Origin of the sequence: Bradyrhizobium sp. CCBAU 51765 (assembly GCF_015291725.1) — a bacterium.
Taxonomy (GTDB): Bacteria; Pseudomonadota; Alphaproteobacteria; order Rhizobiales; family Xanthobacteraceae; genus Bradyrhizobium; species Bradyrhizobium liaoningense.
In genome coordinates this window covers 4,971,836-4,991,933 of record NZ_CP030038.1, presented here as the reverse complement: position 1 = coordinate 4,991,933, position 20,098 = coordinate 4,971,836, and the positions used below count along the sequence as shown (strand labels likewise).

Annotated in this window: 16 protein-coding genes and 1 pseudogene; 10 read left to right on the top strand and 7 right to left on the bottom strand. The window is 61.6% G+C overall.

Features of this window, described 5'->3' with window-relative positions:
* Positions 1–21: 21 nt before the first annotated feature.
* Positions 22–1,110 carry a TRAP transporter substrate-binding protein gene (locus XH96_RS24000; protein ID WP_194387948.1) on the top strand — a complete coding sequence of 363 codons (1,089 nt, stop codon included), beginning with the start codon at positions 22–24 and terminating at the stop codon, positions 1,108–1,110.
* A 262-nt stretch (positions 1,111–1,372) separates the two neighbouring features.
* Positions 1,373–1,723: a hypothetical protein gene (locus XH96_RS23995; RefSeq protein WP_194387947.1), complete on the top strand. Its 351-nt coding sequence runs from the start codon at positions 1,373–1,375 to the stop codon at positions 1,721–1,723.
* Positions 1,724–1,946: 223 nt separating this feature from the next.
* Here the strand turns inward: XH96_RS23995 and XH96_RS23990 are convergent, their stop codons facing one another.
* Positions 1,947–3,578: a M56 family metallopeptidase gene (locus tag XH96_RS23990; RefSeq protein ID WP_194387946.1), complete on the bottom strand. Its 1,632-nt coding sequence runs from the start codon at positions 3,576–3,578 to the stop codon at positions 1,947–1,949.
* A complete protein-coding gene (locus XH96_RS23985) occupies positions 3,578–3,958 on the bottom strand; it encodes a BlaI/MecI/CopY family transcriptional regulator (protein ID WP_194387945.1) in 381 nt (126 codons plus the stop codon). Before XH96_RS23985 ends, XH96_RS23990 begins: the two co-directional genes overlap by 1 nt.
* Before the next feature lie 136 nt (positions 3,959–4,094).
* Between XH96_RS23985 and XH96_RS23980 the strand changes: the two genes are divergently transcribed.
* Together XH96_RS23980 and XH96_RS39875 are read left to right on the top strand one after the other, a co-directional pair.
* Positions 4,095–4,622, top strand: coding sequence for a GNAT family N-acetyltransferase (locus tag XH96_RS23980; RefSeq protein WP_194387944.1), 528 nt, complete (start codon positions 4,095–4,097; stop codon positions 4,620–4,622).
* A 55-nt stretch (positions 4,623–4,677) separates the two neighbouring features.
* Complete coding sequence (locus XH96_RS39875; RefSeq protein ID WP_194394229.1) at positions 4,678–5,010, top strand: DUF952 domain-containing protein; 333 nt, start codon at positions 4,678–4,680, stop codon at positions 5,008–5,010.
* Positions 5,011–5,170: 160 nt separating this feature from the next.
* On the opposite strand, the gene XH96_RS23970 is transcribed toward XH96_RS39875, so the two are convergent.
* Positions 5,171–5,605, bottom strand: a complete 435-nt coding sequence (locus XH96_RS23970) for a hypothetical protein (protein ID WP_194387943.1) — start codon at positions 5,603–5,605, stop codon at positions 5,171–5,173.
* A 365-nt stretch (positions 5,606–5,970) separates the two neighbouring features.
* Here XH96_RS23970 and XH96_RS23965 point away from each other — a divergent pair, with 365 nt between their 5' ends.
* Complete coding sequence (locus tag XH96_RS23965; protein WP_194387942.1) at positions 5,971–7,761, top strand: adenylate/guanylate cyclase domain-containing protein; 1,791 nt, start codon at positions 5,971–5,973, stop codon at positions 7,759–7,761.
* Between the two features lie 249 nt (positions 7,762–8,010).
* Here the strand turns inward: XH96_RS23965 and XH96_RS23960 are convergent, their stop codons facing one another.
* Both XH96_RS23960 and XH96_RS23955 read right to left on the bottom strand, forming a co-directional pair.
* Positions 8,011–8,220 carry a hypothetical protein gene (locus XH96_RS23960; RefSeq protein WP_194387941.1) on the bottom strand — a complete coding sequence of 70 codons (210 nt, stop codon included), beginning with the start codon at positions 8,218–8,220 and terminating at the stop codon, positions 8,011–8,013.
* Positions 8,221–8,287: 67 nt separating this feature from the next.
* Positions 8,288–8,509, bottom strand: a pseudogene (locus XH96_RS23955) (C4-dicarboxylate ABC transporter); the annotation flags it as partial.
* 400 nt (positions 8,510–8,909) lie between these two features.
* On the opposite strand from XH96_RS23955, the gene XH96_RS23950 reads away from it, so the two are divergent.
* The 5 genes from XH96_RS23950 to XH96_RS23930 all read left to right on the top strand — a co-directional run bounded on the left by XH96_RS23950 (position 8,910) and on the right by XH96_RS23930 (position 17,461).
* Entirely contained in the window at positions 8,910–10,136 is a 1,227-nt protein-coding gene (locus XH96_RS23950; protein WP_194387940.1) for a CHAT domain-containing protein, read from the top strand.
* 13 nt (positions 10,137–10,149) lie between these two features.
* On the top strand, positions 10,150–11,769 hold the full coding sequence (locus tag XH96_RS23945) for a hypothetical protein (protein ID WP_194387939.1): 1,620 nt from the start codon (positions 10,150–10,152) through the stop codon (positions 11,767–11,769).
* Positions 11,770–11,854: 85 nt separating this feature from the next.
* Positions 11,855–15,190: a CHAT domain-containing protein gene (locus tag XH96_RS23940; RefSeq protein ID WP_194387938.1), complete on the top strand. Its 3,336-nt coding sequence runs from the start codon at positions 11,855–11,857 to the stop codon at positions 15,188–15,190.
* A 203-nt stretch (positions 15,191–15,393) separates the two neighbouring features.
* The gene (locus tag XH96_RS23935; protein ID WP_028179683.1) at positions 15,394–16,068 is read left to right on the top strand and encodes a response regulator transcription factor; all 675 of its coding nucleotides are present in this window, start codon (positions 15,394–15,396) and stop codon (positions 16,066–16,068) included.
* A gap of 1 nt (position 16,069) precedes the next feature.
* Positions 16,070–17,461 (top strand): HAMP domain-containing sensor histidine kinase, encoded by a 1,392-nt coding sequence (locus XH96_RS23930; RefSeq protein ID WP_194387937.1) that lies wholly within the window; start codon positions 16,070–16,072, stop codon positions 17,459–17,461.
* Between the two features lie 231 nt (positions 17,462–17,692).
* Here the strand turns inward: XH96_RS23930 and XH96_RS23925 are convergent, their stop codons facing one another.
* Together XH96_RS23925 and XH96_RS23920 are read right to left on the bottom strand one after the other, a co-directional pair.
* Complete coding sequence (locus XH96_RS23925; RefSeq protein ID WP_194387936.1) at positions 17,693–19,348, bottom strand: TRAP transporter large permease subunit; 1,656 nt, start codon at positions 19,346–19,348, stop codon at positions 17,693–17,695.
* Positions 19,349–19,374: 26 nt separating this feature from the next.
* The gene (locus XH96_RS23920; protein WP_194387935.1) at positions 19,375–19,956 is read right to left on the bottom strand and encodes a TRAP transporter small permease subunit; all 582 of its coding nucleotides are present in this window, start codon (positions 19,954–19,956) and stop codon (positions 19,375–19,377) included.
* Positions 19,957–20,098: the final 142 nt, after the last annotated feature.

Below are 20,098 nucleotides of genomic sequence, written 5' to 3'. Positions count from 1 at the left end.
GGTACATCAGGGCAGGAAATCATGAAGAGAAGAGACTTCATCAAGGTCACAGGACTTGGTGCGGCCGGCGCCGCCACGCTCGCGGCTCCCGCGATCGCGCAGTCGATGCCGGAAATCAAATGGCGCATGCCGACGAGCTGGCCGAAATCGCTCGACACGCTGTTTGGCGGCGCCGAGATGATGTGCAAGATGGTCGCGGAGGCGACCGACAACAAATTCCAGATCCAGATCTTCGCGGCCGGCGAGATCGTGCCGGGCCTCCAGGTGCTCGACGCCGTGCAGAACGGCACCTGCGAAATCGGCCACACGGCGTCCTACTATTATTTTGGCAAGGACCCGACCTTCACCTTCGGCTCGGCCGTGCCGTTCGGCCCCAACATGCGGATCAACCAGGCCTGGTACATGCTCGGCGGCGGCCGCGACGTTCTCAACGAGTTCTACAAGAGCTACAACGTCGTCTCGCTGCTCGCGGGCAACACCGGCTGCCAGATGGGTGGCTGGTTCAGGAAAGAGGTGAACACGCCCGAGGATCTCAAGGGCATGAAGTTCCGCATCGGCGGCTTCACCGGCCGTGTGCTCCAGAAGCTCGGCGTGGTGCCGCAGCAGCTCGCCGGCGGCGATATCTATCCCGCGCTGGAGAAGGGCACCATCGATGCCGCCGAATGGGTCGGCCCCTATGACGACGAGAAGCTCGGCTTCTACAAGATCGCGCCGCACTACTATTATCCCGGCTGGTGGGAAGGCGGGCCGATGCTGATGGCCTTCGTCAACCTCGACAAGTGGAACGCGCTGCCGAAATATTACCAGAGCGTGCTGGAGCAGGCCGGCCATTACGCCAACAACTACATGATGGCGCGCTACGACAACGCCAATCCGCTGGCGCTGAAGAAGCTGCTCGCGGGCGGCACCAAGCTGCATGCCTTCTCGCCCTCGATCATGGATGCCTGCTACAAGGCCGCCAAGGAGCTGCACGCCGAAGTCGCTGCGACCAACCCCAACTTCAAGAAGGTGAACGACTCGCTCGCCAAGTTCACGAGCGACGGCTACGCCTGGTTCCAGGTTGCCGAGGTCGGCTACGACATCTTCATGGCGCGGCGCTCGCAGAGCTGATTGCACTATCCGTCGCAGGCAGCGCCCCGGAGCGAAGGCTCCGGGGCGCCGTCGTTGCAGCGTTCCGGAGGGCGTCCAAACAAAAACATGGAAAACAACCCCATGCACAGTAGGCGGGGACAGCTTTATCAATGACTTGGCGGCGTCATCATACGCTTCTGCGGAATTGCCGAATTCGCTTGATGCGTCGGGCAAGACAGTGGTAGAATTCCACAATCGAATAATCCGAACTTTCGGTTCGGTGCCGGGCCCGGGGAAGCCGATGAGCTTCGATTCCGATCAGGTTCAAAGCGCATTGCGCAAGGCATGGTCGCTGGCGACGGCCAGCCGATGGACCGCGAGCAATCCCGCGGCCGGCCAATGCAACGTCACTGCGCTGCTCGTTCACGACCTCTTCGGCGGTGACTTGCTGAAGACGCCTCTGCCGGCCGGCGACCATTTCTACAATCGGATCGAGGGCCGGAGGTACGACTTCACGGCGAGCCAGTTCGATCAGCCGATCGGCTACATGGATTTAGCTGCAAGTCGCGCCGACGCGGAGTTGGGAGCGACAAGCGACCAACTGGCCGAACTGAGAACAGCCTTTCAAGAGTGCCGTATCAGGCCAGACTAGGGCGTGTACTCATAAATCAGGTGTTTGGTTTGGGCGCTCCAGATGTCCGCTCACCCCTGAACAACGGTACAAAAGCGGGACGTCGCCGCAGGTCGCCGATGGGCCAAATCCGGACATCTCTCCCGCTCAGCGGTCGGGTCGCCTCCCGATCTCCTTCCGCCTGTTGTTATCGGATGGCACTACGTACCGAGCCGCTTACCGCAATTGCCCGCATGGCAACTGCCTAGGGTCCGGTCTGAAGCAGGAGTCCACTTATTTTTCCCTCTGGCGCCAGGAATATCCTCCAGATCGATAAACCATTCGCGAAGCGCACCTCGTAGACATCCCAGCCACTGCTACCGACCCCTCTAAAGGAAATCGATTGCAGTTGCCCCAACTCTTCCAGGGAACGTTTGAGGTTCGGCAGGTGATGGCGCGTGAGCCCGGCCAATGCTGGCATCATCTCGTCGTAGTTCGGCTGTGCAGCCTGAAGAGATTCGATGGTATGACGAAGCGCCGCTTCACTTCCCGGCTGCGCGATGCGGTCTTTTATCCGCTTTGCGAGCTGTTCGGTTACGCGGTCTGCCTCAGACTTGTCGATTCGTTTCGCGGATTGCTCCTGGCCGCCCTGATGCAGGATCAGCGCAGTGGCTCGCCCCTGCGGGTCCAAGACGAAGGAAATCTGGGCGTGGACGACCTTGGCAAAGAATTTGGTTGAACTCTCGGGATACAATTGCACACGCGGCTGGCCAGGGAGTTGCGAGAAGAATAGATCGTCTTCCCGCGTGAAGTGAAAGACCTGCTCCGCCAGCAGATAATAGCCAACGTAATTGTCGAGTACCTTCGAATCGATGGTGACCTCTGTACGCGGGCGCGCCTGCTCATGCGCGCGTTGTGCGATCGCGTCGGGATCGAATGTCGTGGCGTTACTGTCCGCTTTTGGAGACGAGGGTGCCTGCGCCACCACGCCGGTCGAGATGGCCGCCAGCGGCAGAATGCACGCGAAGATCGCCGCGCGTGTCTTCCAGTCGATCCTTCTTGGCAGACACGTTTCCGCCAGAAGCTGTTCAACCCGTCGCTTGACAGTTTCGGATCTCGCCATTGCCAGGCTGATTGAGCCACGCGGTCCACGTCCAAGCCCGACAAGAAGCTCAGCATAGCGTATGCGATCTTCGATATCTTCAATCGCCGAAGCGTCGCCTCTGACTTCCGCTAGATAGACGATCTGGCTATTGAGCCACCAGGCCAGAGGATTGAACCAAAAAACGGTTCTGTTTATCGCCGCCAGCAACAGAAGGTAGAAATCGCCTCGACGCACATGCGATTCCTCGTGAGCCATAATTGCACGCCGGTCCAGAGTATCCCAGGTGCCGTAATGCGCAGGCAGGAGAATCGTTGAGCCGAACGTCCCGGGCGCCTTGATCTCAGGGCTCGAACGCACGTCCCTGCCCATGGTCCAATCCTCGTGGATGGGATGAGCCGATATCCGCAGCCACCAACTGAGCGCGACGCCAGTCACCAAGCGCAGCAGAAGGCAGCCAGCAACCAACAGATAGATCGTGGCAGCAAGCACGCTCCAATTGAAGTGCTGCGGGACTCCGCCATGCGGCGTGACGGGAACGGGGACGAAGTCTGAGGAGTAAGAGGAGATCGAGTAATTTCCTCCCAGAACGACAAGAGCAGGCGAAATGTCCGCTCCCAAAGTGAAGATCGGTCGGCCGACCAGAAGGAGGGACGTAAGAGAAACGAGCACTACCAACCGCCATACCGACATTAAGATGTGCGGATTGCTCACTCGCAGCGCCTTCAATCCAATCCAGAGCGACGCGATCAGGATGGATGAACGGATCGCGGCTTCAATGAGGATCGCCAACATCACTTCCTCTCACTCTTTGCTTGGGCAATTTTTTGCGACAGTAGCTCGAGCTGCTTCTTGTTCAGCATTTTGGCGTCTACAATACCAACGAGCACATCCTCGATCGAGCCGTTGCAGAACCATGCGGCGATACGCCGAACCGCCTTTGCGGCCACTTTCCGGCGATCTTCAACGGGACGAAACAAAAACGTTCGCCCCTCCACCTCGTGCGCGACGAAGCCTTTTTCTTCAAGCCTGCGCAGCACAGTGCGCACGGTAGATTCCTTTAGCGGTCGGCCCAGCCGCTCCCGTACCGATTCTGCACTGATCGGCGCATGAGCCCAAACTAGCAGCATAACCGCTCGCTCAAGCTCGCCGAGCTCCGGTAGATCGTCATCCATCTTATTGCGACCCGCGATAACGTTACAGTCTGTAACACACAACCGCAACGGAGTCCAACGATTTGCAAAGTCAGCTCTGGGTCAACAGGCGACACGGGCCCATTCCAAAGATAGACTAGGGCCCATGCAGTAAGTCGTGCCGACTCTTTCAGGTCCGAACGTCACAATCAGAAGGGTTCGTCCCGCCGATCACGACGGCTTTTTCGCGCTCCAGGCTGATCCAGAAATACACGAAATGTTTGGAGGTAGCCGCGACACCTATCGCGCCATGACTCGGGAGGCCGCTGATGCGGTGGTTGAACGGCTATCGAGTCATCCGTTTGCATGGGTGATTGAACATGGATCAAGGGTGATCGGCGAAACCCGGTTAGACCGTATTGATATGCAGGATCGGCGCGCATCGTTCGCCGTGGGCATTCTTGATCCGCAGTGCCTAGGGCGAGGCATCGGAACTGAGGCCATGCGCCTCGTCCTGCGGTTTGCCTTCGAGCAGCTGAAACTGCATCGTATATCGGTGCGAGTACTTGCTTACAATTTGAGAGCCATACGCGCTTACCAGAAGTGCGGGTTCGTTATCGAAGGTCATGAGCGAGAGGCAGCATGGGTAAACGGCTACTGGCACGATGATGTGATTATGGGCCTGCTCGATCGAGAGTTTCGCTGATCGCTTTTTTGGTCGTTACGTTGGTCCTGCGCGGAGAGTAACCTTGCAGCAATCGGTGATCTTTCACATCTGTTCATCCGCGTTGTGGGCAGAAGCTAACCACAGCGAGTATCGCTGTCCGTCGTTGGAGAGCGAGGGCTTCATTCACTGCTCAACGCCCGATCAGGTCGTTGAAGTCGCGGATTACCTATTTCGCGGCCAGCGCGGTCTCATACTGTTGGTCATCGATCCGGATCGTGTGATCGCGCCTATTCGGTATGAAGACGCGGGCAATGGGAAACTGTACCCACATATATACGGTCCTCTTAACTCAAGCGCTGTTGTTGCCGTCGAGCCATTTGAACCAAATGCAGACGGAACGTTCGGGCTACCGCCACGCCTTAGGTAGCCATCAAAAGATGTCGGGTTCCGGTCAAAGACTGCCCTGGGCAGCTCCACGATGCTATTCCGCTCGGCTCTCGAAAGCGGACGGTGCGAGGCCAGTAGCGGAAGTCACCTACGGGCCAGGTGGACATGATGTACTGCCATCGTTGCATCGGAGACAGCCACTATTGCTTCGGTGTGGCGGCAACGATCTCGACGATGCGATTAAAGGAAATTGCGTGCCTCTCTGAATATCTCTCAACGATATCGTTCAAGTAGGAGCGATCGCCGAGCTGGCGGCGCAGCGCCGCGTAAGGTTCCGCGCGGTCCGTACCCAAAGTCGCGCCGCGTCCTAATCTCTCATCGATAATGGCAACAGCATCCGCCATCTTCAGCATGTCGGCGAGCGTCGTATTAGCCTGCACGCCTGTGCGATGATCGTGCGCAGCGATTGCATCTTGAGCCTCAGCGGGGATGTTGTCTCCAAGCCAGCGAACCGTCAGCAGACCGTGCTGGCTCCAGTTGCCCGATGTGTGAAAATAATCGAGATCATGGCACAGGCCAACGACTTCCCAAAGCTCAGCAGAAGCGGAAAAGCCCGGCGCAAGCGTCCGCATCATGTGGGCCACCACCCGCGAGTGATTGGCTCTAGGGGTGTCACCCAAATGCTGTCGGACCAACATTTCTGCATCAACAACTGTTAGCATTCGGCCCATCCCAAGGAACGTTGTTTCCACCCCAGTTTGGGGCAGGACGACTACCATCCGTCAAGGGGTAGCGAGGTCCGCTTCGGGTCAGAGGCTGCCTACGGCCGCTCGCATAACGCCGGTCGGCTCACCTCCCGAGAGCCGACTTTACAGCCCTCGGAGCGAAGGTGCGTCACGGGCCAATAACGGACGTCAGCCTGGGCAGGCATCCCGTCAAAACGCGTTTGGCACTGCCGCCTGATCCGTCGTACAGTGTGCTGTGGGTTGGATTGCGAGCCATGGTGCAAGAGCGACCAGTCCGGGTCGAGCGCAGGTTGTCGGCGATATTGGCCGCCGACGTGGCTGGCTATTCGCGGCTCATGCACAATGACGAAGAGGCGACGCACGCCAAACTGACAGCGCTCCTGGCGGACGTTGTTGTGCCAACGATTGCCGAATATGGCGGCCGCATCGTGAAGAACACCGGCGACGGGTTCTTGGCGGAATTTCCGAGCGCAGTCGAAGCAGTTCGATCTGCGGTCCAGTTCCAGGCCCGTACCAAAGAACTCACAAGGGCAGAAGCTGAAGGTGAGCGTATTGCTTTCCGGGTAGGGATCAACATCGGCGATGTCATAGTCGAGCCGCATGACATTTTTGGAGACGGCGTTAACATTGCGGCACGCCTTGAGAGCATGGCGGACCCGGGCGGTATCTGCATCTCGGCTTCTGCGCACGATCAAGTGCAGGGCAAGGTTGGCGTTGAGTTCGCCGATCTAGGGGAGCAGAACCTTAAGAATATCGACCGTCCGGTGCGGACCTATGTCGTGGCCTGGGATGGACGTAGCGCACCGATACAGGTTGAACGCGCGCGTCTAGGGCTGCTTTCATCGCCTCGTCTTTCTATGGTCGTTCTGCCCTTCGTCAATCTAGGCGGCAATCCCGAGCAAGACTATTTCGTCGATGGTGTAACCGAAAGCCTAACGACAGACTTGTCGCGCATCTCCAGCTCCTTTGTGATTGGCCGACACACCGCCTTTACATACAAAGGCAAGGCCCTTGACCTTAAACAGATCGGCCGCGAGTTGAACGTCCGCTACGTACTCGAAGGCTCCGTGCAGCGCAGCGGCAACCGGCTTCGGGTCAACGTGCAACTGATTGACGCCAAAACCGGTAATCACTTGTGGGCCGAGCGCTTCGATAAGCAAATCGCCGACCTCTTCGATATGCAGGATGAAATCGTGTCGCGGCTGGCCAACACGCTGAATGCTCAACTTATCGCCGCTGAGGCGAGGCGATCGGAACACTCATTGCACCCGAGCGCCCTCGACTTGTATTTCCAGGGTATGGCTCGTTGGAACAAAGGTGTTACCCCAGCCCACATGACGCAGGCACGAAGCTTTTTCGAACGTGCCTTAGAGCTTGATCCAGACAACGTGGAGGCGCTGGTGGGCATCGGAGCTGTCGATGTGACAAGCGCTGGCTTTCTTCTCGCCGACAACCCGGACGCGCTCTTTGCCGCGGCCGAGGCGGCCTTGAACAAGGCGGTGTCCTTGGCACCGCAGCATGCCCTTGCTCACGCGTTTTTGGGTTCTGTCTTATGGTGTACCAAACGCGCGATGGAAGGCATCGCGGAATGCGAGCATGCGTTGGCTCTAAACCCGAATTTGGCGGAGGCCCATGCTTTCATCGGTTGCGCCCAACCCTTTATCGGGCGCGCCGAAGAAACAGAGGCACATGTGCACAAGGCAATGCGCTTGTCTCCCCGTGATGAAGGTACACATCGATGGATGAGTTGGGTCGGTTTCAGCAAATTGCTACTAGGAGCCGACGCCGAAGCAGTTGTATGGTTTCGTCGAGGTCTGAATAGTAACCCGAACAATCCCATAGCGCATTTGAACCTCGCCGCTGCGCTTGCCCATCTCGGAAAACTGGATGAGGCGCGGGCTTGTACGAACAAAGCGCTTGCGCTTAGTCCAACTCTCACCATTCGTCGCTTGAAGGGTGTTCCATTTAGCGACGATCCCACGTTTCGCGAGCAAACCAGGCGCGTCATTCAGGGCATGCGTCTGGCCGGGGTGCCAGAGGGGTAATGTCGCGGATGGGTCATCAGCAGTAATGCTCTAACCGATCGGAAGATTTCCGCTCGGCCCTCAAGAGTCGACTCGCTCTTATGAGGATCGCCCTGGCCGAACTGAGAACAGCCTTTCAGGAGCACTTATCAGGCCAGACTAAAGTGCGATGAGATTTGGATGAATCGTCATCGCATGATCTTTCCGGAAAACCGCTGCGCACTGTTCTGGATCATGCTTTAGCGGCAGCCTAGGTTGGTCCAGCCGCCGTCAGCGAACGACGCCGGCCGCGTCTTTCGTGGTTGGCATGAGCCAATCGAGTCCGAGCAGACCGGCCTCGAGGATAGCGAAGGCGACAATGCCGCCGAGCCAGCCGAAAAAGATGATGGAAAAGGTGCCGAGCAAGATCGCGCAAAAGACGTCGGCGAGCACCTTGCAGATACGGAAGTCTTGGTCTTGGCCAGAAGCGAAGTAAGGCATCGGGCTCCTCCAGGCACTGATCCCCAGCCCTGGATTCAACCGCGTGCAAAAGCGTATGTTCCGCGGATCAATTCTTCGGCTGACCGAAATCGAGTGGCGGTGGCAGCGCGATGTCCGGGATCTCGATCTTGATCTTGTCCAGGTCCACTTTCATGGGCGCGTCGAGCAGCCCAGTCACCGTTATGGGGAATGCAATGCCGACTGCAACCATGATCGCCTGCAGGCCGATCCACGGCATTGCGCCCAAGTTGATGTCTGAACTCTTGACCTCCTTCGGCGCCACACCCTGTCGGTGCTGCGCCGGCCGATGGAGTCGCGGCCGGTCCTTCACAGTGATCACCAAAGCGAGAGGTGTGAAGCGGTTCACAGTCACGTCGAGAGAAATTCGCTAGAAATTCCGGGAAGCTAGCGAGCTTTCCTTGATTGCGCCGACCGATGCCGTGCGGTGCGCCGCTGCGAGCAGGGCCGCGCAGGTCAAGACGAAAGGCCGCCCGAACTCGGGGTGTGCGTCCTGGGCCGGCAGAACGCCGGCTGCCAAAATTACGGGTTGCGGCCACCGCTTCTCAGGTGCGGAGCGCGGGAATGCCGCGGCACGACGCCCGCCATATGCCGTGTGGGCCTTGCTGGCCGCCAGGGACTTTCTTGCAAGGCGCCTTTTGCGCTGACAGTGCGCGGCTGAGGATTGTGTCGTGGCGAAGGTCGTTTTCAATCTGACCATTGAAGATTGTGGCGAAGACCATTGCCGCATCGTTGCGGAATACAACTCGTCGAGCCGCGAGATCGAGGTCGAGAAGCTCAAGCCGAGTTTTCGCCAGAACCTGAGACCACTGCAGGAAGCGATTCTCCAGAGCCCTGCCGCGCGCAGCGCCGAGGCCGCGCTGCGCCCGCGAAACCCGGATGCGGCCGCGGCAAATGGCGGCAATGAAGCAAGACCCGCCATCCGTGATGCTGCCGGAGCTCTGACTTCGGGATCGGACGAGCGAATTGTCCAGGAAATCGGTTCGCAACTCTTCGACTTCATCTTTCAGCGAAAGATCCTCGAACTCTATCAGGAATGCTTCCAGGCGGCGCGAAGAGACGACGAGCCGTTCCTGATCCGCCTGCGAGTCAGCGATCCCGCGCTCGCCTACGTGCCCTGGGAAACGATGTACGACAGGAAGAACCGCATCTATGTGACGACCTCCCAGAGCACACCGTTCACGCGCGCTGTCGACGACTATGGCGAAGAACGTCGGATGAGCGCGGCAAGGCCGATACGGGTGCTTGGCATGGCGGCGAGGGTCAAGGTTCTGAACGGATTCCCGCTGGATGAGATCGAGGTCGACGCCGAGCAGGTCGCGATCAAGAGGGCGCTTCACGAATTGAACGACGGCAAGAGACTGAAGCTGTCCTGGATTCCTTCGGCAAAGGCGCGCGATCTCAACCGTCGCTTCCTGAGGGGAGATGATGGCAAACGGTGGGATCTGTTTCACTTCATCGGTCACGGCGGACACGATCCGGATCGGCAGATGGGCTTCATCGTGGTGCAGGAAGAGGGCGGATCGAGCGGGACTCGGCTGTATGCCGACACGTTGAAAGTGTTCCTTACCCAGCCCGGCCAAACGCCGAGCCTCGTCGTTCTGAACTCCTGCAGCGGGGCGCAATCCGACGGTCCCCTGTTCTCGAGCACCGCTGCCGAGCTCATTCAGGGCGGCGTCCCTGCGGTGATCGCCATGCAGTTCGAGATCAGCGACAACATGGGGCTCGCGTTCGCCGATACGTTCTACACGTATCTCGCCGACAACGTATCGATTCAGGCCGCCCTGGCGCATACGAGGGCCGAATTGAAGGCGCGCCACTTCGCCGAATGGATTTCTCCGGTTCTCTACATGCGCGGCCTCGACGGTGAAATTTTCGTGGACCGGGCTGGACCCTAGCGGATGTTCATCAATGTACGGCTTTGACCCGTCCGTCGTTGCTCTCGGCCTCGGTGCGATCGCGATCTGCATCGTCAGCGCGATCGACTTTCACGCTCCTTTCGAAACCGTGGAGATCCGCTATGCCGTGATGCGCGACCGCTATTATTTCGCGGTCCTCGCCTACGTCACGATCGCCGTGGTCTTCTACGTGTTCATGGTCATCCAAATCCGCTGGCTGACCAATCAACTCTATCCCGGACGCGGCGCCGGCCTGCTCGTTTCCGTACCGGCGACGATCGCATTCATGGTGCTGGCGCCGCACCTGCCGATTCTATCTCGGGTGATCGGGCTTCTGAGAACCATGATGCAGACGCTGGCGCGCTACCCGCAGGCCGTGGAGACCGTCATCGTGGCCATCGCGCGTTCGCCCATCCGGGTGACGGAGCGGGCAAAGCCGGAGTTGCAGCGCGAGCTCGAAGGATATGGCGTTCCCGCGAGGCTGATCGAGAAAGCGCTCAATCAGGATGACGAAGTGCTTGCCGTCGGCGCGACGGCCATGATCATGCAGGTTGCGTCGCTTCACACCAGTTTCGTCGAACTGCGCGGCAACCCGCGCTTCGAGAAGTTCTTCCGCGCGCGGAAAGCCGCGTTTGACGAGCTGGAGAGGCAGTATCGGCGAATGCTGCGACGGTCGGCGCGGGCCCTCCTGCTGACGGAAGACATCATGGTGTCGGATGTCGACGCGCGGGAGCTGGTGCTCGAGATCTCCGACTTCATCGCGGAAGAGTGTGAGGATTTGCGGGTCGCATACCAGCGTCGTCTGGCCGAGGCGACCTTGTCGGTCGTCGACAGGCGCGATTCCCGGACGGAGCTGATATCCAGCTTCGGGTATCAGACCGTTCTGCCCCAGCCATTGCCGTTTGCACCCCTGGTGACGATCTTCGTCCTCGACTTCGCGGTCTCTGTCGCGCCGCTGTTCTTCCTCGACCTGCCGAGGAAGTTTGCGGTTGGTTCGCTGGCCGGAGGCCTCTCGTCCCTGGCACACGCGGTGGCGCTGACGGTCTCGATTTTCTTTGCGATCTATCCGAAGGCCGCGACGAATTTCGCGCGCCCCTCGCTGTACGCGTTGCCCTGGAGCTCTTACGTGGTCTTTGGGGCGTGCTCGTATCTGGCGGGCAATTTCATACTATGGTTGACCTACAGCACGATTCCGATCGCTGAAGGCTGGCTGGCGAAGAATCATCCGTTTGCGGCGAGCTCGCTGTTCTCCCTGATCTTCCTGGTCAACACGCTGGTCCTGAGCATTCTTCTCGACGTGCGGCTGAGGGCGGATCGGCTGGATTATCACGAGGCGAGACTGAAGGACGGCGCGGCCCATGCGGTGGTCATGGCGTCGCTGATGTTCAGCCTTCTCGTCAGCTTCGTATTGGTGACCAGGGCCTATGGTCTGGAAATGCCGACCATCCCGTTGTCGTGGTACGCCGGCATCGTCGCGTCCTTCGGAATTCTCGGCTTCGTGGTCGGATATCTCGTGCCCTCGACGGCGGAAGCCTACATCGAATCCAACAAGATGATCCGGAAGTCGTCGGCGCTCGATGGCAATCTGCTCGGCTGGGCCGCGCCTGCGTCGCAGTCGACTGTCAAGCCTTGACCTCGCGCTGTCGGAAGGGCGCGCGACGTGCGCCCCGTGGCATGGAAGGACGTAACGAAGAACGCATCTGCACAGGGGGAAGGACATGGCTGCAATCGAGATAGCAAGCGGGATCGTGGTTCAAAGTCCCGACGATGTCGAGGTCAGGGTGGTTCAGGACGGCGCTTCCCGCCGGGGATTGCGCCGCGCGACCGCCAGTCAGACGAGGGGCACAGATGACCTCAAGAGGGCGCTGTCGGCGTCCGACTTCACGATCGCGGCCGAAGTTGAAATGGCGCCGACGCGCCCCGGCACGCGCGCCCTGCGACGGGACGCGCAGACGCCGACGCAGATCGAGGTCGAGGTCGGCCCGTCCGAACGGGCGATGGTGCTGATCGAAGGCGCAGGTGGCGTCTATGCCTGGAGCTACCCGCAGCAGGTTGCCCGTCCATCGCGTCAGCGCGGCGGCAGGCAAGTCCTGGTGTTCCCGTTGACGGCCGAAACGAGCGGCACCCGCTCCACGGCACGTGGCAGGCGTGGCCCTGTTCTCGACTGGGTCTCCGACAAGTTGATCGATCCGGTCCGCGCCTATGTGCTGAAGTTCGTCGCCAGAACGGCCATCGATGCGGCGACCGATTATCTCGAGGGAGACCGGGAGGAGGGGATCGTGACGATGACCGGGCTCGATCCGTCAGCCTGGATCCCGTCGCGATCCGAGCGGCCTTCCTTGCCGCAAGATCGCCCGCTCAAGATCCTGCTCATGGTGCACGGCACGTTCTCATCGACCGCGGCTGGCTTCGCGCAGCTTGCCGCTTCCGAAAGCGGGCAGGCATTTCTTTCGAGGGCCAGCCAGCACTACGACGCCGTGCTCGGCTTCGACCACAAGACGCTGACCGCAACGCCGGGCCAGAATGCAGCCGCTCTCGTTGCGGCGTTGCAGGCGCTGGGAATCCCGGAGGGGTCGTCGATCGACGCGGTCGTCCACAGCCGCGGCGGGCTTGTCTATCGCGTGGTGGAAAACCGGCTTGCGGAGCAACGACCGGACATCCGGCTCGGCAAGGCCATCTTTGTCGGCTGCACGAACGCCGGGACGCATCTTGCCGAGCCCGAGAACTGGGCGGCGATGATCGATCTCTACACCAACGGGATCATGGCCGGCGTCCGTGCGATTTCATACTTGGCGGGCGGGGCTGCGTTGAGCCCCATCGTGGCGCAGGGGATCAAGACTGTCGGTCGCTTCGTCCAGGCGTTTTCGGAAGTCGCCATCGACGAGCAGAGAGTGCCCGGACTTGCCGCGATGCGGCCCACGAGTGATCTCGTCAGGGAGTTGAACGGGGCGGCCGGTCCTCTCGACAAGCTCGCGACCTATTATGCGATCACGTCGAATTTCGTCGCGCAGGTCGAACCCAGCAAGGGGGTGACGAGGGAGTTCGCCGAGTTCATTGCCGATCGCGTGACAAATCGCCTGTTCCGGCTCGACAACGATCTGGTGGTGGATACCTCGTCGATGACCTCGTTCGGGACCCGCGGCTCGCGCCTCGCCAGCGACGCGACCTTTGCCTTCGGCAATACGGACGACGTATTTCACACCACTTACTTTGCGACGGATGTCGTTCCGTTGAAATTGAGTGAATGGCTGGGTGTTGGCGCAGCTCGCCTCGGCGAGCAATTTGACCTGCAGCGGACAGGATCGCGCCGGGCGACGCGGAGAGCCGCGCCCCGCGGTGACCACTCGCTGGGGGCGGTTCTGCCCTCTCCCCATCTGGAGAGCCTCGAAGCCGACTCGATGTCGGACACAACGACGCTGCGACGAGTGCCAACACGTGCGGCTCCTGCGGCTGTATCGCCCGTGCCGAGCCAGGCGTCTGTCGCGGCCGAGATGGCGCCCTTGGCACCTTCACCTGATCCAAGAACCGCTGCCTGCTATTTTGCGGCAGAGATCGAGTCTCATCCGCCGCCCAGGAAGCCGGTCCCGTTGTTCGTCACGGTTTCGCGCGAGAGGATCCAGGCTGCGGAAACACAAACGTCCAGCGCCTCGGATACTCCGGTCAACGTCGACGCGTCCCGCGCCATCGTTGTTGAAGTCATCGCGCGCAGGAACTGCCGGGTCCTCGGCGAATCCAGCGCAGAGATCGACACGCCGCGGGAACGACGGGCGGAGGCGCTGCGGTTCGTCGTGGAAGGTACCGCAGAGGGCGCAGCGGACATCCTCGTCGAAGCGCGGCAGGGTCCGCGCATTCTGGCGTCCTTCACCCTAGCTCCCGTATTCGTCGATGCAGACAGCAAGACCTTGCGCCGGAGCCAGGTCGGGCTGGCCATGGCGGCACGCCCGAACGAGCCGGCGGTGCTGAGGATCTACGAGATCGTGGAGAGCGGCAAGGTGACGCTGCGCTTCGACCTTGCCTGCGTCGACCCCAACATCGCAGTTTCGGAATCGCGCACCCTTCCCGGGGGGTTCTCCCGCGACGTCTACGTTGCGGAGATATTCAAGGGCATCGAGACGTCCTGGCTCGCGACCAACCGGTTGTATGACCAGTTCCTGGCGCGCCTCCAGGCAAACGGAATTGTCATGGCGAACGAGTTGTTGCCGGACAAGGTCCGCGAGGCGTTGTGGACCCATCGCGAGGCGATCCGCGCGATCCAGGTCATCTCGGAGGAGCCGTTCATTCCCTGGGAGCTGCTGTACATCAATGATCGGAAGTCCGGACGGGCCGGCAAGGGATTCCTCGCCGAATGGGGGCTGGTCCGCTGGCTGCACAGCACGCCATGGCCCGGTCCGAACCTTGCGATGCGCAGCGATCGCGTCAACTATGTGATCCCGGCCTATCTCGATCCCGCCCTGCAGCTCGAAGGCGCCGGTGCCGAACGCGAGATGCTGGCCAAGCTGTTCGGCCATCCCCGCGAGGTCCCGGCCGACAGCATCTCGGTGACGGACTTCCTCCAGCACGATGCAAGGGAGTGCGACGTTCTGCACTTTGCCTGCCACGGCGAGGCGGCGCAGCGGGCGGTCATGACGGCCGACCTGTTGATGACGGGCTCCACGGTGGACGGCGGCTTTGCGCAGGATTCGCTATCGGCGGATCAGGTCAAGGCTTTTGCCCGCTTCGCGGAAAGCGGACCGAGGCCAACCATTTTCATCAATGCCTGCCAGACCGGGCGCTCGGGGCGCGGTATCGGCGGAGGTGTCGCCGGTTTTGTCGATGCATTCCTGCGGCCGTATTCCGAACTCGGCGCGGGCGCGCTGGTCGGAGCGCTCTGGTCGGTGGACGACAAGCTCGCCTACACTTTTGCCGAGGCGTTCTATCGCTCGCTCAAGGACGGAAACGTGCTGGTGGAAGCGGTCCGAACGGCTCGTGAGGCCGCCAAAAGCCGGAAGGAACTGACCTGGCTGGCCTATTCCGTTTACGGCAATCCGTTTGCGCGCGTCGAAGGCGACACCTAGATCGAGCAGGGAGTATTCGAGCCAGCGGCCGGATGCCGGCCCGCCGTTCCAGGCCTCGTGAGGGCGGGTCCGATCGGCTTACACGAGCCTGACATCGCGGCGATCGGCTCATTGCGCATTTTTTCGCTGGCCCAGCCGTCCGGAATGCTGGAAAAGAGCGGCGAAGATTTCGGCGCGAGCCGTGCCGTGACACCGGAATATCGATGCGCCTTCTGATCGTCGAGGACAATGCCGAGCTGTCACGGCTCGTTGCTGCCGGGCTGGCTGCAGCCGGCTATGAGAGCGACATCGTCGGCAGCGCGGCCGAGGCGCGCGAGGCGGTGAGCAGCGTCAACTATGCCGCAATGATCCTCGACCTCGGCCTGCCCGACGACGACGGCCTGTCGGTGCTGCGCGAGCTGCGCCGGCAGATGGAGCCGCTGCCGGTCCTGGTGCTGACAGCCCGCGGCGGGTTGCAGGACCGCGTGACCGGCCTGCGCAGCGGCGCCGACGACTATCTCGCAAAGCCGTTTGCGATGGAGGAGCTGGTGGCGCGGCTGGAGGCCATCCTGCGCCGGCCCGGCCAGCTGCTGGGCCGCTCGCTCAGTCTCGCCAATCTCGTCTACGACACCGAGAGCCGCCAGATCTTCATCGACGACCAGCCGCGGATCATCTCCGCGCGCGAGAGCTCGGTGCTCGAGATCCTGCTGCGCCGACAGGGGCGGGTGGTGCCGAAGAAGAACGTCGAGGACCACATCTTCGGGCTCGAAGGCGAGGTCGCCTCCAACGCGGTAGAAGTCTACGTCTCGCGGCTGCGCAAGCAGCTGGCCGAACACGGCGCCAGGGTGGTGATCCACACCATCCGGGGCGTCGGCTATCTCATGACCGCGGAGAAATAACGTGCCCGCCGGGGGCCATGCCAGATCGCTCACGTTCAAATCGCTGATCTCGCGCATCGTGTTCCTGCACATCGTCGCGGTCGCGGTGGTCGCGATCTTCTTGCCTCTGGTGCTGTTCTGGCTGCTCAATTCCGAGATCGACCAGCTGCATCGGGACGCCATGCGCGCGCAGGCCGAGGTGCTGGCGGAGCGTATCGTCGCGCAGCCGGACGGCACGTTGAGCTTCAACCTGCCCGACAGCCTGAAGGGCCTCTATTCGGACGCTTATGGCCGCTACCAGTTCGACATCCGCGATGCCGACGGCCGGCTGCTGTTCTCCTCGCACCGTCGCTCAGCCGCTGCGGCCGCATCACGCTTCTCCGACACGATCTCCGGCGCAGGCGTCACCCGCGATATTGCCGGCAAGACGCTCCGCATCCAGGTTGCCGAGGACCTCGCGCACCGCGACGTCATCATCGACGACATCGTCTCGAATTTCTTCCGGCGGGTGGGGTGGATCACCATCCCGATCCTCCTGGTCCTGCTTGCCACCGACATCATCATCTTCCGCCGCGCGATTGCGCCGCTGTGGAGGGCCTCGGAGGAGGCCAGCAATATCGGTCCGGCGCGTACTGATATCCGCCTGCCGACGGCGCAGATCCCGCGCGAGATCATGCCGCTGGTCACCGCCGTGAACCAGGCGCTCGATCGCCTCGAGGGCGGCTTTCGCGTGCAGCGGCAGTTCACGGCGGACGCCGCGCATCAGCTGCGCACGCCGCTCGCGATCCTGCGCACCCGGATCGAGACGCTCGACGACCGCGCCGCACGGCAGGCGCTGCTTGCCGACATCGAGGCCATGAGCCGCCTCGTCGCCCAGTTGCTGGAGATCGCCGAGCTCGACACATTGGTGCTCGATCCCGGGGAGACCGCGGATTTGCGCGCGGTCTGCGCCGAGGTGGTCGGTTCGATCGCCCCGTTCGCGATCGCGCAGCACAAGGACATCGCCCTGAAGGGGACTGACGCGCCGGTCAGGATCCACGGTAACTCGGAGATGCTTCAGCGTGCGATCTTCAACCTCGCCGAAAACGCCATCAAGTTCACCGCGAAGGACACCTGCGTCGAGGTCGAGGTGCGCGACGACGGTTCGGTGCGCGTGCGCGATTGCGGCCCGGGCATCGCGGAAGCCGAGCGCGAGCTGATCTTCCAGCGCTTCTGGCGCGCCGACCGCCGGCGCAGCGACGGCGCAGGCCTGGGGCTCTCGATCGTGCGCGCGGTGGCGGACGATCACGCGGCCATGGTTGCGGTGGCAAACCTCCCCGGCGGCGGCGCGGAGTTCACGCTGCGGTTCAGGTTGGCGAACGAGGTGGCCTCTTCACCCTCCCCTGGAGGGCAGGGGATCGCATCTGAGTTGTAGCGGCGGCCGGTGCCACGCCTCGTCCTTCGAGACGACCGCTGCGCGGTCTCCTCAGGATGAGGCTAAACAGCATCCGTGCTCGTTGAAACGGTCGGCCACGACCTCGGTCCTCATCCTGAGGGCCCGCCAACGGCGGGCGTCTCGAAGGATGGCCACAGGCGAGATCGCCTATATGCGATAGCCCTGCCCTCCAGGGGAGGGTAAGAGGGCAGCAGTCGCGCCATCCGCGCCTTACTTCTGCGGCGGGCCGAGATCCAGCGGCGGCAGGTCGATCTGCGGCACCTCGATCTTGATCGTAGAGGGGTCGATGTTCGACTGGACGCCCTTGTAGTGCATCACCATCGCGGGGAATGCGATCACCAGACCGACCATGATGATCTGGATGACGACGAATGGGACCGCGCCCCAATAGATCTGGCCCGTGGTGACGGGATCCATCCGCTTGCCGGTGAGGCGATCGGTGTATCGCTCCTTCGGTGCGACCGATCGCAGATAGAACAGCGCGAAGCCGAACGGCGGATGCATGAACGAGGTCTGCATGTTGACGCCGAGAATGACGCCGAACCAGATCAGGTCGATGCCGAGGTGCTCGGCGGCAGGTCCGAGCAGCGGGATCACGATGAAGGCGAGCTCGAAGAAGTCGAGGAAGAAGGCCAGTACGAACACGAGCGCGTTGACGAAGATCAGGAAGCCGACCTGGCCGCCGGGCAGGGAGGTCAAGAGGTGCTCGACCCAGACGTGGCCGTTGACGCCGTAGAATGTGAGCGAGAACACGCGGGCGCCGACCAGGATGAACACGACGAACGCCGACAGCTTGGCGGTCGATTCCGTGGCCTGCCGGATCAGGTCCCAGCTCAGCCGCCGCTTCGCGGCGCCGAGGAGGAGGGCGCCGGCGGCACCCATCGCGCCGCCCTCGGTCGGAGTCGCGATACCGATGAAGATCGTGCCCAGCACCAGGAAGATCAGGAACAGCGGCGGCACCATGACGAAGGTCGTCTGCTGTGCCATCTTGGACAGGAAACGGAAACCGGTCAGCTTGTCGATCAGCCAGTTCACCACGGCGACAGCGAACGCGAAGACGATGCCATAGAACATGCTGAGCACGACGTAATCGGCGCCATGCGTCTCGGAATTGCGCATCATGAACCATCCGAACACGCAGCTCGCGAGGAACAGCATGCCGAGCGAGACCAGGCCGCGGCTGCCGTCACCCTCGCGGAAGCCGATGGCCTCCTTCGGCAGGCCCGGCGCGGCCTTCGGGAAGATCATGCTGACCAGGAAGGCGTAGAGGGCGTAGAGGCCGGCGAGTACGAGGCCCGGAATGAAGGCGCCTTCGTACATGTCGCCGACCGACTTGCCGAGCTGGTCGGCCATCACGATCAGGACGAGCGAGGGCGGAATGATCTGCGCGAGCGTGCCGGATGCGGCGATGACGCCGGCCGCCACGCGACGGTCATAGCCGTAGCGCAGCATGATCGGCAGCGAGATCAGACCCATCGAGATCACGGACGCCGCGACCACGCCCGTCGTCGCCGCGAGCAGCGCGCCGACGAAGATCACCGCATAGGCAAGGCCGCCGCGGATGGTACCGAACAATTGGCCGATGGTGTCGAGCAGGTCCTCGGCCATCCCCGACCGCTCCAGCACCAGTCCCATGAAGGTGAAGAAGGGAATGGCGAGCAGCGTGTCGTTGTTCATCACGCCGTAGACGCGCTCCGGAAGCGCCTGCAGGAAGTCGGGATGGAATTGGCCGAGCTCGACGCCGATCACTGCGTAGAACAGGCCGACGGCGCCGAGCGAGAATGCCGCGGGATAGCCGAGCAGCAGCACGACGACCAGCGACGCGAACATGATGGGCGCCATATTGGCGATGATGAATGCGGTCATGATTCCCCCTACACCGTCGCCAACGGCTACTTCTTCTCGATCGCTTCGACGAGATGCTCGACTTCCGCCTCCAGCGCCGACACTTGGGATTCATGCGGATCGGGGATCAGCCCGCGCATGACCGCAATTCGCTTGATCAGTTCGGAGATGCCTTGCACGAGGAGGAAAGCGAACCCGATCATGATCAGGGATTTGGCGGGCCATTGCGGCAGCCCGCCGGCATTGCCGGATTGCTCGTTGATGTGGAAGGAGCGCTGGAAGAACGGCACTCCGGTGATGATCATCACGATGCACAGCGGAATGAGGAAGAACAGGTGACCGACCACGTCAATCCAGTTGCGGACGGTCTTGGGCAGCGCGTTGTTCACGATGTCGATGCGGATGTGCTCGTTGTCGAGCAGCGTCCAGGGCGAGCAGAGCAGGAAGACGATGCTGAACAGCACCCATTGCAGCTCGAGCCATGAATTCGAGGACGTATCGAACGTCTTGCGGATGATTGCATTGACCGCCGAGATGATCACGGCGAGCACGATCAGCCACGCGAGGCGCTTGCCCGTCCAGCGTGTGAACGCGTCGATCCCTTGGCTCAGCTTAAGGAGCGCTTGCAACGATAGGTCCTCCCCCGATTTCACCCCAGCCGTGTTGATTACGCCGACGCGGCGCGCGGCTTGTCTCGCCGCAACGGCTTGAGGCAGCAGGCACCAAACCAGCGGGCGTGCCGGCAGTCAATTGGAAGTTTGTTGGTAGTTA